The organism is Candidatus Methylacidiphilales bacterium, from assembly GCA_028713655.1.
Lineage (GTDB): Bacteria > Verrucomicrobiota > Verrucomicrobiia > Methylacidiphilales > JAAUTS01 > JAQTNW01.
On the sequence record JAQTNW010000003.1, the window covers coordinates 67,339 to 85,006 of the forward strand.

Here is a 17,668-nt window from a genome sequence, read left to right on the forward strand (position 1 = left end):
TAAGTTTTAAGCTTCTCAAAATCAGTGTGTATCGGCGTCCATCCGTGGTTCAACCTGCATTTCCTCTGCGTTCTTGCGCCTGCGGTGAACGGTGTTTGCTTAAATCCGTTACACATTTGCCACACAAGGTTCACATCATTGACAAATCTTAGCCTCTAAATTTCTGCCCGTTATGAACTCAAATCATTACACTGCAAATAATCTGAAAAATATTTGCGCCTGCCTTCTTGCGGCATCCATTTTTCTTTCCATGGGCTGCGCAAAAAAACGGAGCTTGGAACAGATCAAAGCCGATGCTGAAAAAGGCGTTGCCGAGGCCCAATTTGAACTTGGCCGCGCTTACTTCAAGGGAGAAGGCGTGCCACGGGACTATTCCAAAGCGCTGGACTTTTACCTCCTGGCCGCCAGGCAGGGAAACGTCAAGGCCCTGACCAACATCGGCGGCCTTTATGCCCAGGGGATCATTGTAAAAAAAGATGAGGCCGAAGCGTTAAAATGGTTCCGCCAGGCCGCGGAAAAGGGCGATACCGTTGCCATGTATGACATTGCATGGATGACCGCCCATGGCCAGGGTACGGCACAGGATGACAAAGAAGCGCTGCTCTGGTTCCGCAAAGCAGCCGAAGCGGGACAGCCGGATGCCCAGGCCCGCCTTGGTGATATGTATGTCAAAGGCGGCAATGGAGTGGAAAAGAACGATGCCGAAGCCGCCACATGGCTGCGCAAAGCAGCTGAGCAGGGGAATGCTTCCGCGCAGAACACGTTCGGTGTACTGCTTGAAAATGGCATGGGAGTTGGAAAGGATCTACACGAAGCGAATTTGTGGTTTCAGAAAGCGGCCGGGCAGGGCGAACCCCGTGGCCAGATGAACTTCGGACGCATGTTTGAATCCGCCGGCGATTACAAAACAGCATGCATGTGGCTTATCCTCAGCGCCAACCAGGGAGAAATTGCCGCGCAAAAGGAACTGCAACTTCTGATGGGCACAAAGAAGATCAATCCTGCGCAGTATGAAGAAGCCAGGCTGCTGGCGGCGGAATACCAGGCGAAACAGCGGCAGCAAAAAAAGTTTTAAGCCCCCCACTATCTGCGCTCATCCGCGTAATCTGTGGATAAGGGTGTGCCGGTTTTAATCCCTGTTTCCCATCCGTATTTATCGGTGTTATCCGTGGTTCAAAAGATGCTTTTCTTTTTGCCTACCTTGGCGTGCGTGGCGATCTTGGCGCGAAAAATGTGCTCTGGATTGCCGCGTCGCTACGCTCCTCGCAATGACGCGGTCGCGTGGACTCGTCATCACGAGGAGTCCTCGACGTGGTCGATCCATGTGTTCTCTTCCGCCTTCATCAATCATCCCTTCTTCCACGACCTTCGTGCCTTCGTGTGAGACCCTGTGCTGGTTTTTGGTTTCAACCCCCAAAATGTATTCCTCTGCGCCTCCGCGTCTGCGCGAGAAAATGTGCTGGCTGCTTGTTTCTATAATCCGGGCTAAAAGCAGTATCATTTCCTTTAAAGTCGTGGTTCTGCGTGGGCTTTTTCTGTTTTGTGACGAAATCGACACATACGATAAAAAACAGTAAAAACCCACCTTCCCGCCATCTTACATAACTCATTCATTAAGAAGTATATGGTAAGTTATCAGGCCCAATTCCAGTTACTCCCAAGAAAAATCAACTCCGCACAATTGTAACAGAATCATCACCGGTCTGAGACTTGGAAATCTTAGCGTGCTTGCGCTTTGAAAGACCTTTGAACCGAAACCTCAACCTCAATAAACAACTCAAACGACAAACAAGGAACAGAAAACCAAACGAACACATAACTTAGGAAAAACCACTAAATGAAAAAACATCTTATCAAAATGACGCTTCTGGCCCTGGCCGGAATGGCGTTTACCTCAATGCCTGCCAAGGCGTTGACCTACAGCGACGGCGATCTGTTGCTCGGCTTCCGCGCAACGGGCGGTTCGTCGGTGACAACCGACTACGTCATCGACCTCGGTGTCTTCACCCAGTTCACCGCCGGCGGCGTTTATGTCACGGGCAGCCCCGTGAACATATCCATCGGCGGCATCACCAACGGTTCCGGAGTCGCGGCCGACTTGTCGGCCCAATACGGTTCCGACTGGTACACCAACACCACCACCGGCCTCCTCTGGGGTGTTGCGGGAACACAAAAGAGCATTGGCAATGGCACAAGCACCGCTAACACCCTGTTCGTCAGTGCGGCTGAGCCGAGCAATGGCACCCAATCAACTCCATGGAACAGAGCGAGCACGCTTTCTCAAGGCGGGCCGGCGGGTAAGATGACAACAGGTACAGGACAAGGCGGAGTGTATGCCACGGGGTCTGCCACGGCCAATGATACGGCTGGAACCTTCCAATCGACAAGCACCACCAATAGCTGGGCTTATCAAATGCCAGGCGGTGGTGGTACCACCGCTACAAGCGCCTACTCTACGTACAGCGGTACGGGCGGGGCCGGCTTGGAAGCTGTCGTGAGCAATACCAGCGCCAATGTGCTGGATCTCTACCGGCTCAATACCGGCTCCGGCCCAGGCTCGTTGCTGGGTACCCTGACATTGGGTAGCAACGGGACTGTCGCGTTCGATGCCGTTCCCGAGCCGAGCACCTACGCCATGCTGGTCGGGGGCGTCCTGGCCCTCGTTGTGCTGCGCCGTAATATGCCCGGAAAGAATACCCGGAAAAAACTGACTGATTCAAGCTGCTAAACCTCAATACAAACAACATAAAACCACACAAACTTATTACTAATATGAAATTATCCAAATTCTTTGCGGCAGGCTTCCTGGCTCTGTCGTTCAGCGGGGCGGTCCATGCGGCCACCGTTGTCCACATCACCGGATCGACAGCGTTCCGCAAATCCACCATCGTCGCCATTGAAAAGCTGATGATCGCCGGACCTGGCGGGGGAACCTACAGCGATGGTACAACAACCATCAGCGCCAACAAATTCAAGGCTGCCTACAATGCCACGACGGCTGCGAATGGCGAGCAGGGCGACACTTATGTGGTTCTCGAAGGAACCATCACGGGCGCCAGCAATCCCGTCATTGTGAAAGCCACATGGAGCGGTTCAGTGGGTGGCCTGATCACGGTGGCCGACCAAATTGACACCACTCAGATTGTGTCGAACGGATATCTGTCCACTGCCAATCTGGACAGCGTTTCCGAGTCGAATACGGTCGGAAATGCAAACATCATCGGTGGCAAGAGTGATTTTACCACCACACGTGACGGTGATAATGAGAAAGCCCAGATCGCCATGTCGGATTCCTTTGCGGCATCCGCTGGCATCAGCAGCGGTTTGACTGCGTCCGCCACTGGAGGAGGAACTCCCGGCCTGGTCGGCATTGTTCCGTTCGAGTGGGTGGCGAACAACGGCGTGACAGCCCCGGTCAAGTTTACCGGGTGTTCCTCTGCGACGGCCAGCAGCACGATTACCTATACGTCTGCGATCTACACGCCGACCGGCGCTCTGGCTTCCAATGCCCAGATCAGCGCGGTCAATGTCTTGGGTGGCCCAAGCATAGCCAGAAATGTGGGGATTACGGGAGCCACGGGAACCGGTACCCTCGGTGGTACGATCACGATTGCATCCGCGAATACATCCACCCTCTCGGCCATCTCCAGTGCAACCTACGTCGGAGCGGTCAATGGTTCCAATCCCATCACTTCCATCAATCAGCTCCAGGCACTGGGGTTGTTGACTACCGGCGGTGCTTTCTTGTCGCAGTTCACGGGAAATTCCGCAGATGCGGTTGCCGTCTATGCAATGGGACGCAACTTCGACTCAGGCACTCGTCTTTCCGAACTGGCTGAAACCACAGTCGGTGTGTTCGGTTCCGTGAATGCCCAACACCAGCCTTCTTTCGTTGGCGGCACAACCTACTCGGGCCAGGTGTTTCCCAATCGCGGCAAAGGCGGTGGCGCGGACAAATATATGGCCACGCTGGATCAGTGGGCGGCGGAAGACATCTACCCTTCACCGTTCACGAAATCATTTGGGCTTGGTCAATCCGGATTCAACGGCGGCGGTGATCTGGCTGATGCGCTGGCTACCCCGGGAAGTCTCGGCGCGCCGGATTCAGGTGTGGGAGCTGCCCCGGCTCTCAACGGCTCGTTGGCTCAAAACGGCGGCTGGCTGATTGGCTATCTGGGCCGTAGCGACGCCACCCGTGCGTGCAAAGCCACGACTGGAGCCAACACGGCCCATCATATTCCCTGGAATGGCCAGCAGGATTGGACCGGTTCCGAGGCTGCGGATGGTTCCGTGACCTTCAACAACGCGGCGATCACGGAAGGCCTTTACTCGCTCTGGGAGTATGAGTTCCTTTACTACGCGAATGGCGCCTCTGCGGCCCAGAAGACGGTTGGCGACAAAATTGCCGCTCAAATCTTCAGCACGGATGCGTCAGCGGCGGGCATTTTGTTCGGTTCCATGAACGTGAGCAAGTCCATCGAAGGCGGCGTTATCACGCATAACTAAACAGTTTGTTTGAAAGTGTCTATCCGCTTTGAGCCAAGCGGAACGGCGGCCGGTGCGAAGTTCCTCTCTTCTTCGCACCGGCTTTTCGTTTCGGGGTGTGTCTCTTCAGTTTTAAATTCGCGCTCGGCGAATCCGTCCGGTGGCGGATTTAAAGTCTTAAGTTTTAAGCTTTTGAAAATCCGTGTTTATCCGCGTCCCCCCGCTCGCGACGGATGTCGGAGTTCGCGACCTTCCTGTAAAAAGTGTTTTGTTTTCGTCTTCGTTTTTCTTATAATGTTACAAGATTGAAATCCAATTATACAATCCTTTCGCTGGCGCTTGTTTTGCCGTCCCTGGGCCTGGTTTTTTATTTGTTGTCTGATAACCCCGGAAAAGAGTTTGGCCAGGGCGTGCAGCCGGTCTCTCGAAACCGAACCGCACCAACTTCAACCCATCGCGTTGACGGCTTTGAAACACCGGCTGGTTCTGTCAATGATGCCGTCCCGCAGTATTCGGATGGAACACCCGTTATTTCAGTTTCAAATCAAGAAAGCGGCGCCCAAGCTCCACGCTCCGGGTTTACCAGCCCCTACGGAGCCCCGGTGGCGAATTCAAACCCTACAGGCACAGGAGCCGCATCAAACGGGGCCAGAGCCGGTGTTTTACCAAGAGCAATTCAGTCCCCGCAGAGCCCGATGATTCTTCAACCGCCGCCGCCAAATCTCACCCCGCAGCAACTGGCCAAATATCAGGACTTGCAACAGCAGTTTATCCAGCAGGCAGGCTCGAATAACCCAAACCAAGTCCCGTCCAACCCGGCTTCTGTCAAGCGCTGGCAGGATGCCCAATCCAAAAGCGACCAACTCTACCAGTTGTGGTTTGGCTCCCAGGCGTACATGAACCTCCAGATGCAACGCGCCCTGCAGCAACAGAAACAATAAATTCTGCAGAAAAGCAGTATCGCTACGTTACCTCCTTCGCCGAGGCTAGGATCTAAAATGACGCTGGTATTTAATGCGCAAGCCTGCTTGTTGTATTCTCTCCTTCAGTGAAGATTTGTAACGATGCAAGACAGGTTTTTCCCGGGGTAGAGCGGCAGCTTGGCGAAAAAGTTTCAAATATCTTTCGCAACAGTCGGTCAGCGAGTAGCGCTTCAAAGTGTCGGCCCGGTTGCTTGCGCGTTGGGAGCGAATAAGCGAAAGGTTTTTCTCCAGCTTGATAAGTTCATTGGCAAAAGCGTCATGATCTCCCAAATGGCATAGCGTTCCACATTTTAAGGTTTCGACAATTTCCCGATGTCCGCTGGGAATATCGGATAGTAGTGGAGAAAGACCGAGGCTGATTCCTTCCAGCACCACTTGGGGCAGACCCTCGAAATTGGAAATATTCAGCAACACGTCCCCCTTGGCCATGACCGCCAAGGCCTCCTTGTTGGGCAGATGCCCTCCCATCACGACGCGCCCCGCAGCGATCGGTTCACTCAGGCCCTCCACCAGAAGTTTCTCAGCGCGACCCGCCCCCAAAATGGTGAGGGTACCGGTGCCTCCGCTCCAGGAATAGCTGTTCCAGATCGGAATCAGGTCCTGACACCGCTTTTGCAGTTGGTCCAGGCGGGCGCTATAGATGATCTTCATCACCCCCTCTGGCTCAGGATCAAAATCGCCTTCGGAAACAATGCCATAGGGAATGTAGTGCACCTTCCGGGCGTCATCCGGGCTGCAAAAGGCAAGGCATTTACGCTCGATCTCCCGTGAAACGGCGATGTAGGAATTGCAATGGCCCATCATTTGTAGAAATTCGTAGTAATAATAATCGGAATCGGTGTGAAGAATTGAGAGCAGGGGAAGTTCCGTGCTGATTTGCCGGAAAAGTGACAGGTGGTTATAAAATTGATTGATCAGGAGACAATCCAGATCCAGGGAAAGGATGGTGTTCCGAAAGTGGCATTTTTGCCATTCCTTCGGATAGCTGTTGAGGTCCAGCGATATACAGCGTTCTTTCAACCGGGACTTGATTTCATGATGCAGCTCCCTGGCCAGCATCTCCCGCTTGGGAAAAGGATCGGCCAGAATAAGAAAAACCTTGTGTCCCTGGTCGGTAAGCTGGCGCTCCAGTCTCTCAAGGAAAACCGGAACCCCGCCGTCCCTCCATTGATCTAGGAATAGGCCTATCCGCATACATTATTAAATAGTGAAACAAATATAGGAGACATTGGGTGATAACATTACACGAGATGCTTATAAAACGCGATAGGCATTGTAGCCCGTAAATTATTTCCTGGGCCCTCCTTACCTTCGCCATTTAAAATAGCGGGACAGGGCCTGCACGCAAAAGCCGGTGGTGAGTTCCATCGATCCCCAAGCCACTGTGCGCAAAAATCCGGAAAAATAATAATCGGCATAGGGCCATCCTCCTTCAGGTCCCTGCGCCCGGACAAGATAGTCAACAGCGGCATCAAGCTGTGGAACATCTGCCTCCAAATTAAGGAGAGCGCAAATGGAATGGGCTGTATCCATGGCGTTGAAACCGATGGCTCCGTCCGCTGTCGCGTAGGAGAGAATTCTTTCGATCAATTCCTTCCGAATGACGGAAAAAGCTGAAAACCCTTCGCGATAATTCCGTGCGATCGAATAATAAAAGACGAAGCGGTTCTGATACCAGCGATCGCAGGTTACTTCCTCCTGCCGTCTAAAAACCTCGATGAGCCAGGCGCATACCGGCTCGGCGTAGGGTGCTGTCCCCAAGTAGGAAATGACGTTGGAGTTAACAATTCCATCGATGTCATCCGGCCGGGGTTCTCCCTGCCAGATTTTATGAGCGGAACGAAATCTTCTGATCTTTTCCAGCGCCACCCACCAATAACCAAAGTTCAAACTCAATGTCGGACGAAGAACGATCCAAGTGTAAAAAAGGCCCGTGCGGCTTCGATTGGCCAAAAGAAGTCCCCGATTATTCGGAAAGCCGACCTTGTTTTGCCGAAGGACCGAGCTGACAGATGCCGTGTCATCAACATCGGGACGGACCGCCTTATAGCCGGGATGGGGACGCGGCCAATAGCGCCAGACGCCGCACGGTTCGATTTGAGAACGCAGGAAAACGCAGGCGCGCGCGATCATGCTTCGACTAATCGCTGAATCACTAAAGGCCAGACTGGAGGCAATCAGGGTGGTTGCGAAAGGAGTACTATCGACCCTTGCCGGGAATTTGTTCAGAAGCGAAACGATGGCGCAGGGAAATTCGCCGGAAGGCAGTTGTCTCTGCCGAAGAAACTCCAGGGCTCGATCAAGAACGGGCGTGAGATCGGAATGGGTCACGGAAGTTTTTTGCTTAAGAACGTTCTGTTTTTAACAGGGTGCGGGCCTTCAGTATAAACCATTTCCTACCCCCGGCAAAAAGAGAATCGATGCTTTTTGGAAAAAGCAGGAAATGAAGACCGAGTATGAGCCATGCCAATGAACTTGCGGACGTATAAGCCAGCAGAAATGTGGCGGGATAAAGGAAAGGATAATATTCCTCGAAAACCGGATGGAATCCTCGTGAAGGAGTTACCAGGGCAATCTTGATTCCCAGATGGAAATAACGAACGGTGACGACCACAAAATAGAAGCCTAATAAAGGCCACGCCCAGGGAGAGTCCACTTGAATCAAAACCAAAACGAGTGTGACGATCTCAATGGGAAACAGGAACCAGACGACAAGCCCTTTCGCGAAATTGGAACCCACCCGCACGACGAAAGTCCGTACGCCAATCTGCTGATCGTTCTCGTAATCCCTAATTTGGTGAAGGAGAATTCCACGCAACCCGAGGGCAATCGCCCAAAACACCAAAGAAATCACAAAGGGGACAGGCAGTCTCAAATCAGTGCCCTCTGAAATCAAGGTCAATCCCCAAAGCGTGGGAATCACATGGCTGCCGCATGAATCCATAAGCAGCCCCCATGCGCCCCGGGCTTTTAACCGTACGGGAGGAATCGAATAAAGGGCAAACACGATCCAGTTGGAAAGATAGAGCAGGCAGGTCAGCGGATAGTGGCGGAACCAGAATAAAACGCAAAACCCGCCGACCATGCAAAATCCGAGGGCGCCCAATCGCATCCCCAGATTTCTTTCCGTGCCGATCGCAACTTTGCCGCCAGCCAAATCCTCCGGCCAGTCGGTCAGATCGTTGAGAACGGAAACATAGCTTGCGGCAAAAAACAGCGCGACAATAACGGCTGGTAGAAATGGCCATAAGGTGGTCAAAGGTATTCCGAGTAAAAGCGCAATGCCGTAAACCGTACCCAAGGCACAGGCAATTTTGTGCTCCCACCAATCGCGTACGCGAAAGAGCTTGCTCACTTTCCTGAAGAAGCCTTTTCGGGAAAATAGCTGTCGAATCGATGCCACCCCCGATCAAGTAGCGTTTTCTCGACCTGACACAACCCAATAGTTGAAATGCCCCCCGCTTTTTGGAACACGTTGCTTAATTATCGCTTCGCGATGAGCAGTCTCGCTTCTTAGATCGCTCGGGTTCGATGGTGTCTCAAGACACACCGAGGGAGTGCGACGGGAGGGAATCGAATTATTGTCCGGCTCTCCGGACAATCTGCGGGCTGGCCTGCGGCAAAACGCTTTGCTGGAAAGTCACTTCGTGACAAGCAGTATCGCTACGCTCGGGTTCGATGGAGTCAAAAGGCACCAGTTGAACTGGTGCGGCGGGAGGGAATCGAATTATTGTCCGGCTCTCCGGACAATCTGCGGGTTGGCCTGCGGCAAAACGCTTTGCTGGAAAGTCACTTCGTGACAAGCAGTATCGCTGCGCTCGGGTTCGATGGAGTCAAAAGGCACCAGTAAACTGGTGCGGCGAGAGGGAATCGAACCCTCGCTTCTAGCTTGGAAGGCTAGAGTCCTACCATTAAACGACCGCCGCCAGGATTGGTTGGAAATCCTAAAGCCACTCCCGGCCCCAGGCAATGAAAAATCATGGAGGGATTACGGGAGATGAAACTCAAGCCGTGATGAGGTCTGTTTCCAGAGGTTTGTCTTTTTTGAAGCGGCTTACGCCCATGATGCTGAAGCCGATAACACGACCCTGCGCATCCACACGCTCCATGACGGCGTCGTGCTTGGTCTCTTTTTCGTAACCAGCAGCGTCGGAGAAACGAACTTCCAGGAAATCCGCTTCCGCATCGAACCAAATTTTCACCTTATCGGCCATAAGTTTTCTCCAGCTTTCGGTTTGTCGGTCAGATAGGCCGTGACCACAAACGCATCATTACCCTCATATTTAACCACAACACACAGCCATTTACCATCCACAATTGTTTGTGTGTAAAATTCATAAAACAACCGTACCGCTGCGTCCGAACGTGAGCGTCGTACCAATTGGGGCTGTCACAACACCTGTTCGATCTCCCCGGCCATGTGTTTCATTTCGGAATGCTCAATAATGTGGGCCAATCGTTCATCCGTCAGCCGGACTTGGTGTCCGAAGCAATCTTGCAAGGTTCTCATTTGCCTTTGGCTTCCATGATTTTGCTTTCTTCCAGAATCAAACAGTAGGGCGCATACGCCAAGTCGTCCAGCTTGCTTCGATGCAACCCTGGGCTGACGGACCCAATTCCGTTGGGATTGAGTGAGGCTGGGTTCAGGCGGTTTTCGCTCGCAGTCCCTCTAACATGCTGATATTATGACACGCGCTTTATGACATCCCCAGGCATCCATCATTCACTGCTGCGAATTGATCGCGTGACCGGAGAGCCACCGGCACCTTTTGAGCGTCCGAATGAGAAGCTGGATTTCTGGGTGCTGGAGCTGCCGAACGCGGATAAGGGTGATATTGCGTCTTGGTATTCACGCGTTAGCGAGATTCTAAAAGCCCACGCGCCGTTGTTGTCTCAGTTGCACAGCACTGATGCACAGCTTGCGCTGTTCATCGAAACTGCCGGGGATGATCCGGTGTTCAGATTGGAAGCGGCATTTTTGAAAATGCTTGCCGACTTTGGAATTTCGCTGGAGCACCACAACGCCCCCGAATGAACGCGCTATGAAAAAATGGCTGGTCATTTTATTGTCGCTTGAGCTTTTGATTGCCATTCTGCTTGGACAGAGCTCAGTTGTGTGCAGAGCGGATTTCGAACGGGCGCTCACCGCCCAGTTCAGGAATCCGACGCCGGAAAACCAGATGGAGTTGGAAAGGCAGAGACAGATCAATGTGTTGTATCGCTGGCGATTGTCCGCCGTCACATTCGGCCAGATGGCGGGCGTGACGTTGCTTGGCCTTTATATCATCCATAGACGCCGGGCCCTAGCCAGAGCGGGTGAATAAAGCAGCCGCAACCCGCGTAGAGATTGGATAAGAAAACCTGTTTCGCGCCAGTACGCAAAGCTCGCCAAGGTTCGGGAAGATTTTGGAACTCTCAAACAAACTCCAAGATCTCTTTATAAAAAACGATCCGTTTTTGAGATTTTTGCGCTTTTTCGCGGCCAAATCCGGTTTTTGACTTTTTCCCGGCTTTTGACAACTCCGGGGCCTGTGCCATGTTTTGCTCCATGAAAGCAATCCCGGCATTCTTATTTTTCTTATCCATTACCACTATGAACAATATGGCCCAAACCCAATCCCTCTATGACCTTCAGGTCAAAACCCTCGAAGGCGAAACGAAAAATCTGGCCGACTACAAAGGCAAAGTGGCCTTGGTGGTCAATGTCGCCTCCAAATGCGGCTTTACCAAGCAATACACCGGATTGGAAAAACTTTACAACGACTACAAGGACAAGGGATTCGTCCTCCTGGCCTTTCCTTCAAACGATTTTGGAGGGCAGGAGCCCGGGTCACCTGCGGAAATCCGCCAGTTTTGCACCAGCAAATTCAACGTCACCTTCCCGATGTTTGAAAAGGTAAAAACCAAGGGCGATGGCCAGAGCCCGGTTTACCAATTTTTGACCGCTACCCAGCCCGCGCCGAAATGGAACTTCACCAAGTATCTCATCGATAAGGAAGGGCATGTCCTGTCTTCCTACCCGAGTCCCGTGACACCTGAAGACGCGAAATTGCGCGCGGCCATTGAGGCTGCTCTGAAGTGAAGCATTGGTTTCGCGCCAAGCTCTCAAAGTCGCAAAGGGGCAGTTTTTGAACCACGGATAAACACGGATTTACACAGATAAGAAAAATACTCGCACAGAGGCGCGGAGAGCGCAGAGAATTGAGGTTTAAAACATTTGGGACAGAATGGATTGTGTGTTGGTTGCTTTAACCCCTCAAAATGCGTTTTGCATTTTTTTGCGGGCTTTGCGTACTTGGCGCGAAACGGGCATTTGCGTTTATCTGCGCGATCTGCGGTTAAAAGGGTTTTTTCTTGGTGGCTTTGTGCGAGGAACTGCGCTGAAAGTGCTGAATTTAACAAACCGGACGGCAGAGTTTTTTGATTATGAGAGCTGGAATGAGCGCCATTTTTCTCCTGATTTGCTCGAACGTCTTTATGACCTTCGCGTGGTACGGGCACCTGAAAAACTTTTCCTCCAAACCCTGGTACATTGCGGCAGCGCTGTGTTGGGGAATTGCGTTCTTTGAATACATTTTCCAGGTGCCGGCCAATCGGATTGGTTACACCACCTACAGCCTGCCGCAATTGAAAATCATCCAGGAAGTGGTCACACTCAGCGTCTTTGTCCCATTTTCGATGTACTACGTGAATCAACCGTTGAAATGGGATTATCTCTGGGCAGGGCTCTGTCTTCTCGGTGCGGTTTATTTCATGTTCCGGGCCTAACCCGGATGTTTCACAGCTTCAGAAAACCCCTACAAAGTTTCCAGGCCCCAAAGCGGGGCAGAAACAGGAGTGCAAGGACATCCGGGTTATAAGCAAAACCGCCTGAATGGAGAGATTTTTCATGACGGGTGTGAAATAAGCAGGCTAAGAAGTCTTTCCGGGGCCAAAAATCCGTGCTATGGTTTTTCTTTTATGGGTACATGGGTCTATGATTTATTGTTTTGCAGCGGGCTTGTCCTACTCGCGCTGGCCTGTTTCCAATCGGAACGGAACTGGGTGCGTCGAACGGGTCTGTGGCTGATCTTTGCCAGCATCGGCATGGGAGTCTGGTTCCTGACCCACAGTATCGCTCTCATGCTCGGCGCCGTGGCGGCGTGGTTTATTGTGCCCGTGGGCCAGGCCATGTATTTTTCCAGGAAATTGCGCTTTTCGCGCCAGCGCCAGTTGAATCCCGGCCGCCTCGACCCCGTGGAATTTGAAGACCTGGGTTCCCTGACAACCGATTTGCGCAACGTCGATTTTGTCATGGATGCGGACTACCGGCTGGAACCGTCCCCCATTGAGCAGGGCTTTCGCCTGTTCCGGCATCGAAGCGAGCTTTTGTATGCGGCGATCGCCATTGTGCATCAGGGGCCCATGAGCCTGTATTATGCGATGATCCTCACGCCGGGCGCCGAGGGGGCCATTTGGATGACCTGGGATTATCCGTTGGCGTACGGCTTGAAAATGCCGCCTCACTTTAAAATTTACCGTTGCCTGGACGCCCGTTCGGCGGAGGAATTGCTGGCCCAGCACCGCGAATTTTTGAAAATCAACGAAGTCGTGCCGTCGCCTGACGCGCCGGTGCAGGAAGCGGGGCATTTTTTCGACGACCTGTTCAAGGCGACCATCCAGCACAATTTGAATATCGGTCTTTTGCAACAATTCAAAAATTCCGAGGACGAGGTTGCCTACAGTTGGCGCGGAACTTTTTTCATTTCCTGGCAGGTGCTGGTTGAGCTCATCCGGGGCTGAATTCAAGTTTAAGGTTTTAAGTTTTAAGCAGCTTCCATCCCCGATAGGCATCAAGGCAGGCTGCGGTTAAAAATATGTCTTTGCGTGTTCACATTCCGGATGAATCCGTCCTTTGACGGATGTCTTTCCGCTCGCGACGAATGTCGGAGTTCACTCGCGATGCATATCGGAAGTTGCGGCAAGTTCCCGATCCTGTAAATCCTGTTGATCCTGTCCCAAAATGTATTGTGTATTGAAGTTTCCTGCCTTCGCGCGTTGGTTGCCGGACGATGGTGGGCAGGCAAGTTTTAAAATAGTTTGACAAAAGTATGTAAAAATATACCATTGAAGTATGGAGAAATACAAATATTCGGATACCACCGTCAAGCTGGAGTCTTCGGTTGTCCGTGATGCGGCGGCGGTATTGGAGCCGGGCCAGACCCTCACCTCCTATGTGAGGGACGTGGTGTATCGCGACGTGAAACGGCGTCGCCTGAAACAGGCGGCGCGCACGTACCGGGATTTTCTCGCGGGGAATCCCGAGGAACGCGCGGAGCTGGACGCGTGGGAAAGCGCGGACTTGGCCTCCCCTCCAAAATCAAGCAAACAGACTTCCCGTAAATGACGCGCGGCAGCATCGTCTGGGTCAATCTGAAGGACGCAACGCCACCGGAATTCGGCAAGACACGGCCGGGCCTTGTCATTTCCAACACGGAAGCCAACGAGGCATTGGCTTCGGTTGTTGTCATTCCCATTTCCACCAAGCCTGGAATCATCTGGCCGTTGCGGCTGGCCATGCCCCGGATTGCGGGCATGAAGCCCGGTTTTCTGGTGCTGCCCGGCATCCGACAGGTGAGCAAAACCCGATTGGAACAAATCGCGGGCGATGTGCAGGAGGATTTTCTGAACGACGTGGAAGAGGCGCTTGAGGCTTACTTAAGAGATTAGCAGGGATTCGAGGCCCCCGTCCGGCAGATGGCGATCCACCCCTTAATAGAGGAGAGGCAGCACACCCCGAAGCGCTTCGCTTTCTGCCCCTCTTGATAGAGGGGATTGGGCCTCCTAATGAACAGATGTGACAAGATGTTGAGATCTAGAATGTTAGTTAAAACGCCAACGGCGTTTCGTACTTCAGCCCAGGGTTGCGACGCCGAAGCCTAGCGAAGGCGGGAGCTACCCTGGGTAAAATAAAAAATCGTTCCGAACCCTGAAAGCGGCTCCGTCCGCCTCTTAAGCAAGCCCTGGGGTGCCCTAACTTGTGACGTGATCCGCCGTTGTCCGGCAGCCGGACTATGGCGGGACAAGCAAGCACATCCCTCCATTTAAACCTCTGGCTGTCTTCCCCGGAAATGGCCATTCGACGGGTACAGGAGCGGGTCAAAAAGGGCGGGCACCACGTCCCGGCGGCAGACATTCGACGCCGATACGGGCGCAGCCTCGTTCATGCAGTGGAAGATTACCTGCCCTTGGCAGATAGCTGGACAGTTTGGAGCAGTGAAGCCAACCCTCCAAAATTGCTGGCTTCCTCAGGGCGGAACGATCTAACCTCAGTAAGGAAGCAGATTGGTTTATGATCAAGCCCTTGAATCCAAAACAGCGAAAAAAGGCGGTGTCCCAGGAGCCGCTTTTCGTCAAGCGCGCCCGCCGTGCCATGCTTCGCGCCGCCCGTAACGTTGCGGCGGAAAACAAACGACTCGGGCTGCCCCTGATCGTGTCCAAAGGCTGAGGGGGCGGGGCGGAATGCTGAATTCCTAGCGGCATGATATATCAGAAGCCCATAATTCCATTCGACGATGATTTATTTATTCCCCAACGATGACGATGCCGCGCAGCCTACAGCCCATCCGAAACCAGATATCATGGCGCAATTGAAGGAAGTGTGGGGCGACCGTGTGTTTTCGATGAAAGAAGCAAGGGCCATGCGGGAGGCTGAATTGGAAGGTGAGGAAGGGTGATTGATTGCCCGGAAACGAATCCCACGGACTCCCCGCGCGACCCGGGCCGGGTGCGCGAGATGTTCGGAAAAATATCCGGGCCGTACGATTGCATCAACCGCCTGTTCAGTTGCTGGGTCGATCTCTGGTGGAGGCATTGTCTTGTCAGTGATGTGAGACGGGCGCATCCGGAGCTTGTATTGGACCTCGCCACCGGCAGCGGTGATGTGGCACTGCTGCTGGAGCGGAAGGGGATGAAAACCATTGGCCTGGATTTTTGCCTGCCCATGCTGGAGCAATCCAGAAGGAAAGGATTCGGCCGCCTGGCGGCCGGGGATGCCCTCAAAATGCCGTTTCAGGAAAATACATTCGACGCGGTGACGATTGCGTTCGGGTTCCGCAATTTTGCCGATTATCCGGCGGGCTTGCGTGAAATCCGCAGGGTATTGAAGCCAGGAGGCAGATTGCTCATTTTGGAGTTCACCGATCCGGCGGCGTGGTTCCGCCCGGTTTATTATTTTTATCTCAGCCGGATCATGCCGGTGCTTGCCGGATGGATCAGCCGGAACGGAGCGGCGTACAATTACCTGGCCAGCAGCGTCCAAAAATTTCCAACCGCGAGCTCTTTGGGGATTCAAATGGAATCGGAAGGGTATCGGGATGTGGGCTGGCGCAAACTGGCTCCGGGCATCGTGGCCATCCACAGAGGGGAAAAATCCCCTTGTCTCGAAGACAAGGAGTTTTAAGTGTTAAGCCGAAAGAATGTGCTGCTTCTAACCTTTTGCGTCTTTTGCGCTTTTTTGCGGCTAAATCCAGTTTCCGGCCTTTTTCTGCGTCTGCGGTGAATGTGCTTATTAAACGCGAGATTGCCAAACGCGTGGATGAAATGTAGCACTTAACCTGCATGTCCCAGCATTCTATGGAAACAAAGACACGCTCCTCCATGCCCTCGGGCCAGATTCCAGAACACGGCAGGGCCTGCCTTTCGGTCGTCATGCCGGTTTACAACGAGGAAAGCACGGTTACGGAAATCGTCCATCGTGTTCTGGAGCAGCCGGAGGTTGCCGAGCTGGTGATTGTCGATGATGGCTCCGGCGACGATACCTGGCAAGTGCTTCAGGGGCAGCTTGCGATGGACAAACGGATCCGCCTGTTCCGGCATGAAACCAACCAGGGCAAGGGCGCGGCGTTGCGCACGGGCTTCAAGGAAGCCCTGGCTCCGGTGGTGCTGGTGCAGGATGCCGACCTGGAATATGATCCTTCCGAGTACAGCAAACTACTAGCGCCAATCATAGCGGGCCAGGCTGATGTGGTTTTTGGCTCAAGATTCCAGGGCGCGGGCGCGCACCGGGTCTTGTATTTCTGGCACTATGTGGGCAACCAGTTCCTGACCCTGGTGTCGAACATGCTGACCAATCTCAACCTGACCGACATGGAAACCTGTTTCAAGGTGTTTCGCCGCGAGGTGATCCAGCAGATCCGGATTGAGGAGGACCGTTTCGGTTTTGAGCCCGAGATTACCGCCAAGGTGGTGTCGGCGCGTCCGCGCCTGCGGATTTACGAGGTACCGGTTTCGTATTACGGGCGGACGTACGAAGAGGGAAAAAAGATCGGCTGGCGCGACGGGTTTCGCGCGCTGTGGTGCATTTTGAAGTATAATATTCTAAGGTAAACATAAGACTTAAAATCCGCCGCGATTTCGTTTACAGTTTTGCCATGCCAAAGCGGGAATTGAAGTACCCTCATCAGATAGAAGACTGGCTGAAGGGTTGGGGAAGGACCCTCAAAAAGCCCGGTAAAATGATTTTGATAGGATCCGGTGCCCTTCTTTGGCATGCGTTCCAGGCCGGCAAAGATATTCCCCTGCCTGAAAACAGCATGGATGTGGATCCTATAACAGATGATGAGGAAGTGGCGCTCCTTGGCTACGAAGCTTTGATTGGCAGTGAATTTGAAAAGGCAAACGGGTGGCATGTGAATCTGATGCCGCGTTCGGTGCTGGGAGAATTCCCGCCGGATTGGGAGTTGCGGGCCACAACAAGGATTTATGGAAATCTTAAGGTGGTCGTTCCTGCTGTTGCCGACCTGTTGATTCCCAAGTTGAAGCGCGGCGAACCCCGTGATAAACTGCATGCTGAATGGGCGAGAAATCTCAACATGGCCTGACAGCGGCTGCGACTGCGGACTCTGAAGTTTGGGGATCCTATCCGAACTATCAGGACAGGGCGCGGTATGACTATGCCCGTTTGTTATGGAAAAACCCGCTTGCGCGCAAGAGATTGCTCGCGCATTGGACAAGCCCGGAGCATCCCCATGCCAAACGATTTGAAAAAAACAGGAAATTGATTGAAGAAATCATTTCCGCCAAAGGCAGTGATCTGGAAATCGACCTGAGCCTGCGTTCACGCCAATGGAGTTTGCGTGCCCTGGCCCGGGAGATCCCGCCTGTTTTCGGGGACTTCTATTGAGGTCTTGAAGCCTGCCATTTTTCTGATAGTCCTCAAG

General features: G+C 53.0%; 21 protein-coding genes and 1 tRNA gene. 17 read left to right on the forward strand and 5 right to left on the reverse strand.

Annotated elements, in window-relative coordinates:
- Positions 1-172: 172 nt before the first annotated feature.
- From PHD76_01685 to PHD76_01700, 4 genes are all read left to right on the forward strand, one after another.
- Positions 173-1,075 carry a tetratricopeptide repeat protein gene (locus PHD76_01685; protein ID MDD5260537.1) on the forward strand — a complete coding sequence of 301 codons (903 nt, stop codon included), beginning with the start codon at positions 173-175 and terminating at the stop codon, positions 1,073-1,075.
- A gap of 762 nt (positions 1,076-1,837) precedes the next feature.
- The gene (locus tag PHD76_01690; GenBank protein MDD5260538.1) at positions 1,838-2,728 is read left to right on the forward strand and encodes a PEP-CTERM sorting domain-containing protein; all 891 of its coding nucleotides are present in this window, start codon (positions 1,838-1,840) and stop codon (positions 2,726-2,728) included.
- Between the two features lie 44 nt (positions 2,729-2,772).
- Positions 2,773-4,506: a hypothetical protein gene (locus tag PHD76_01695; GenBank protein MDD5260539.1), complete on the forward strand. Its 1,734-nt coding sequence runs from the start codon at positions 2,773-2,775 to the stop codon at positions 4,504-4,506.
- A 284-nt stretch (positions 4,507-4,790) separates the two neighbouring features.
- Positions 4,791-5,426 carry a hypothetical protein gene (locus tag PHD76_01700; GenBank protein MDD5260540.1) on the forward strand — a complete coding sequence of 212 codons (636 nt, stop codon included), beginning with the start codon at positions 4,791-4,793 and terminating at the stop codon, positions 5,424-5,426.
- Positions 5,427-5,471: 45 nt separating this feature from the next.
- Here PHD76_01700 and PHD76_01705 read toward each other — a convergent pair whose 3' ends face one another.
- The 5 genes from PHD76_01705 to PHD76_01725 all read right to left on the reverse strand — a co-directional run bounded on the left by PHD76_01705 (position 5,472) and on the right by PHD76_01725 (position 9,682).
- Positions 5,472-6,662: a glycosyltransferase family 4 protein gene (locus PHD76_01705; GenBank protein MDD5260541.1), complete on the reverse strand. Its 1,191-nt coding sequence runs from the start codon at positions 6,660-6,662 to the stop codon at positions 5,472-5,474.
- A gap of 111 nt (positions 6,663-6,773) precedes the next feature.
- Complete coding sequence (locus tag PHD76_01710; GenBank protein ID MDD5260542.1) at positions 6,774-7,799, reverse strand: hypothetical protein; 1,026 nt, start codon at positions 7,797-7,799, stop codon at positions 6,774-6,776.
- 13 nt (positions 7,800-7,812) lie between these two features.
- Entirely contained in the window at positions 7,813-8,823 is a 1,011-nt protein-coding gene (locus PHD76_01715; GenBank protein ID MDD5260543.1) for a UbiA family prenyltransferase, read from the reverse strand.
- A 497-nt stretch (positions 8,824-9,320) separates the two neighbouring features.
- Positions 9,321-9,394: transfer RNA gene (locus PHD76_01720), tRNA-Gly, on the reverse strand.
- Positions 9,395-9,472: 78 nt separating this feature from the next.
- Positions 9,473-9,682: a DUF2283 domain-containing protein gene (locus tag PHD76_01725; protein ID MDD5260544.1), complete on the reverse strand. Its 210-nt coding sequence runs from the start codon at positions 9,680-9,682 to the stop codon at positions 9,473-9,475.
- A gap of 485 nt (positions 9,683-10,167) precedes the next feature.
- On the opposite strand from PHD76_01725, the gene PHD76_01730 reads away from it, so the two are divergent.
- The 13 genes from PHD76_01730 to PHD76_01790 all read left to right on the forward strand — a co-directional run bounded on the left by PHD76_01730 (position 10,168) and on the right by PHD76_01790 (position 17,631).
- Positions 10,168-10,503: a hypothetical protein gene (locus tag PHD76_01730; protein MDD5260545.1), complete on the forward strand. Its 336-nt coding sequence runs from the start codon at positions 10,168-10,170 to the stop codon at positions 10,501-10,503.
- A gap of 7 nt (positions 10,504-10,510) precedes the next feature.
- Positions 10,511-10,792 (forward strand): hypothetical protein, encoded by a 282-nt coding sequence (locus PHD76_01735; GenBank protein MDD5260546.1) that lies wholly within the window; start codon positions 10,511-10,513, stop codon positions 10,790-10,792.
- 269 nt (positions 10,793-11,061) lie between these two features.
- Positions 11,062-11,550, forward strand: a complete 489-nt coding sequence (locus PHD76_01740) for a glutathione peroxidase (protein ID MDD5260547.1) — start codon at positions 11,062-11,064, stop codon at positions 11,548-11,550.
- A gap of 356 nt (positions 11,551-11,906) precedes the next feature.
- Positions 11,907-12,236, forward strand: a complete 330-nt coding sequence (locus tag PHD76_01745) for a DMT family protein (protein MDD5260548.1) — start codon at positions 11,907-11,909, stop codon at positions 12,234-12,236.
- 192 nt (positions 12,237-12,428) lie between these two features.
- Positions 12,429-13,250 (forward strand): hypothetical protein, encoded by an 822-nt coding sequence (locus PHD76_01750; GenBank protein MDD5260549.1) that lies wholly within the window; start codon positions 12,429-12,431, stop codon positions 13,248-13,250.
- A 331-nt stretch (positions 13,251-13,581) separates the two neighbouring features.
- Positions 13,582-13,854, forward strand: a complete 273-nt coding sequence (locus tag PHD76_01755; GenBank protein ID MDD5260550.1) for a hypothetical protein — start codon at positions 13,582-13,584, stop codon at positions 13,852-13,854.
- Positions 13,851-14,177, forward strand: a complete 327-nt coding sequence (locus tag PHD76_01760) for a type II toxin-antitoxin system PemK/MazF family toxin (protein ID MDD5260551.1) — start codon at positions 13,851-13,853, stop codon at positions 14,175-14,177. The genes PHD76_01755 and PHD76_01760 overlap by 4 nt, the downstream gene beginning before the upstream one ends.
- Positions 14,178-14,799: 622 nt before the next feature.
- A complete protein-coding gene (locus tag PHD76_01765) occupies positions 14,800-14,955 on the forward strand; it encodes a hypothetical protein (protein ID MDD5260552.1) in 156 nt (51 codons plus the stop codon).
- Between the two features lie 67 nt (positions 14,956-15,022).
- On the forward strand, positions 15,023-15,184 hold the full coding sequence (locus PHD76_01770) for a hypothetical protein (protein ID MDD5260553.1): 162 nt from the start codon (positions 15,023-15,025) through the stop codon (positions 15,182-15,184).
- The gene (locus PHD76_01775; GenBank protein MDD5260554.1) at positions 15,181-15,909 is read left to right on the forward strand and encodes a ubiquinone/menaquinone biosynthesis methyltransferase; all 729 of its coding nucleotides are present in this window, start codon (positions 15,181-15,183) and stop codon (positions 15,907-15,909) included. The genes PHD76_01770 and PHD76_01775 overlap by 4 nt, the downstream gene beginning before the upstream one ends.
- Positions 15,910-16,082: 173 nt before the next feature.
- Entirely contained in the window at positions 16,083-16,835 is a 753-nt protein-coding gene (locus PHD76_01780; GenBank protein MDD5260555.1) for a glycosyltransferase family 2 protein, read from the forward strand.
- 128 nt (positions 16,836-16,963) lie between these two features.
- Positions 16,964-17,329 (forward strand): hypothetical protein, encoded by a 366-nt coding sequence (locus PHD76_01785; protein MDD5260556.1) that lies wholly within the window; start codon positions 16,964-16,966, stop codon positions 17,327-17,329.
- Complete coding sequence (locus tag PHD76_01790) at positions 17,302-17,631, forward strand: hypothetical protein (GenBank protein ID MDD5260557.1); 330 nt, start codon at positions 17,302-17,304, stop codon at positions 17,629-17,631. The genes PHD76_01785 and PHD76_01790 overlap by 28 nt, the downstream gene beginning before the upstream one ends.
- Positions 17,632-17,668: the final 37 nt, after the last annotated feature.

Excerpts from the sequence above, each read along its gene's own strand:
- PHD76_01725 (MDD5260544.1), bottom strand. The coding sequence starts at position 9,682 with ATGGCCGATAAGGTGAAAATTTGGTTCGATGCGGAAGCGGATTTCCTG.
- PHD76_01685 (MDD5260537.1), top strand. The coding sequence starts at position 173 with ATGAACTCAAATCATTACACTGCAAATAATCTGAAAAATATTTGCGCC.
- PHD76_01750 (MDD5260549.1), top strand. The coding sequence starts at position 12,429 with ATGGGTACATGGGTCTATGATTTATTGTTTTGCAGCGGGCTTGTCCTA.
- PHD76_01730 (MDD5260545.1), top strand. The coding sequence starts at position 10,168 with ATGACATCCCCAGGCATCCATCATTCACTGCTGCGAATTGATCGCGTG.
- PHD76_01755 (MDD5260550.1), top strand. The coding sequence starts at position 13,582 with ATGGAGAAATACAAATATTCGGATACCACCGTCAAGCTGGAGTCTTCG.
- PHD76_01790 (MDD5260557.1), top strand. The coding sequence starts at position 17,302 with ATGGGCGAGAAATCTCAACATGGCCTGACAGCGGCTGCGACTGCGGAC.
- PHD76_01770 (MDD5260553.1), top strand. The coding sequence starts at position 15,023 with ATGATTTATTTATTCCCCAACGATGACGATGCCGCGCAGCCTACAGCC.
- PHD76_01695 (MDD5260539.1), top strand. The coding sequence starts at position 2,773 with ATGAAATTATCCAAATTCTTTGCGGCAGGCTTCCTGGCTCTGTCGTTC.
- PHD76_01765 (MDD5260552.1), top strand. The coding sequence starts at position 14,800 with ATGATCAAGCCCTTGAATCCAAAACAGCGAAAAAAGGCGGTGTCCCAG.
- PHD76_01785 (MDD5260556.1), top strand. The coding sequence starts at position 16,964 with ATGATTTTGATAGGATCCGGTGCCCTTCTTTGGCATGCGTTCCAGGCC.
- PHD76_01690 (MDD5260538.1), top strand. The coding sequence starts at position 1,838 with ATGAAAAAACATCTTATCAAAATGACGCTTCTGGCCCTGGCCGGAATG.
- PHD76_01705 (MDD5260541.1), bottom strand. The coding sequence starts at position 6,662 with ATGCGGATAGGCCTATTCCTAGATCAATGGAGGGACGGCGGGGTTCCG.
- PHD76_01740 (MDD5260547.1), top strand. The coding sequence starts at position 11,062 with ATGAACAATATGGCCCAAACCCAATCCCTCTATGACCTTCAGGTCAAA.
- PHD76_01760 (MDD5260551.1), top strand. The coding sequence starts at position 13,851 with ATGACGCGCGGCAGCATCGTCTGGGTCAATCTGAAGGACGCAACGCCA.
- PHD76_01780 (MDD5260555.1), top strand. The coding sequence starts at position 16,083 with ATGGAAACAAAGACACGCTCCTCCATGCCCTCGGGCCAGATTCCAGAA.
- PHD76_01745 (MDD5260548.1), top strand. The coding sequence starts at position 11,907 with ATGAGCGCCATTTTTCTCCTGATTTGCTCGAACGTCTTTATGACCTTC.
- PHD76_01735 (MDD5260546.1), top strand. The coding sequence starts at position 10,511 with ATGAAAAAATGGCTGGTCATTTTATTGTCGCTTGAGCTTTTGATTGCC.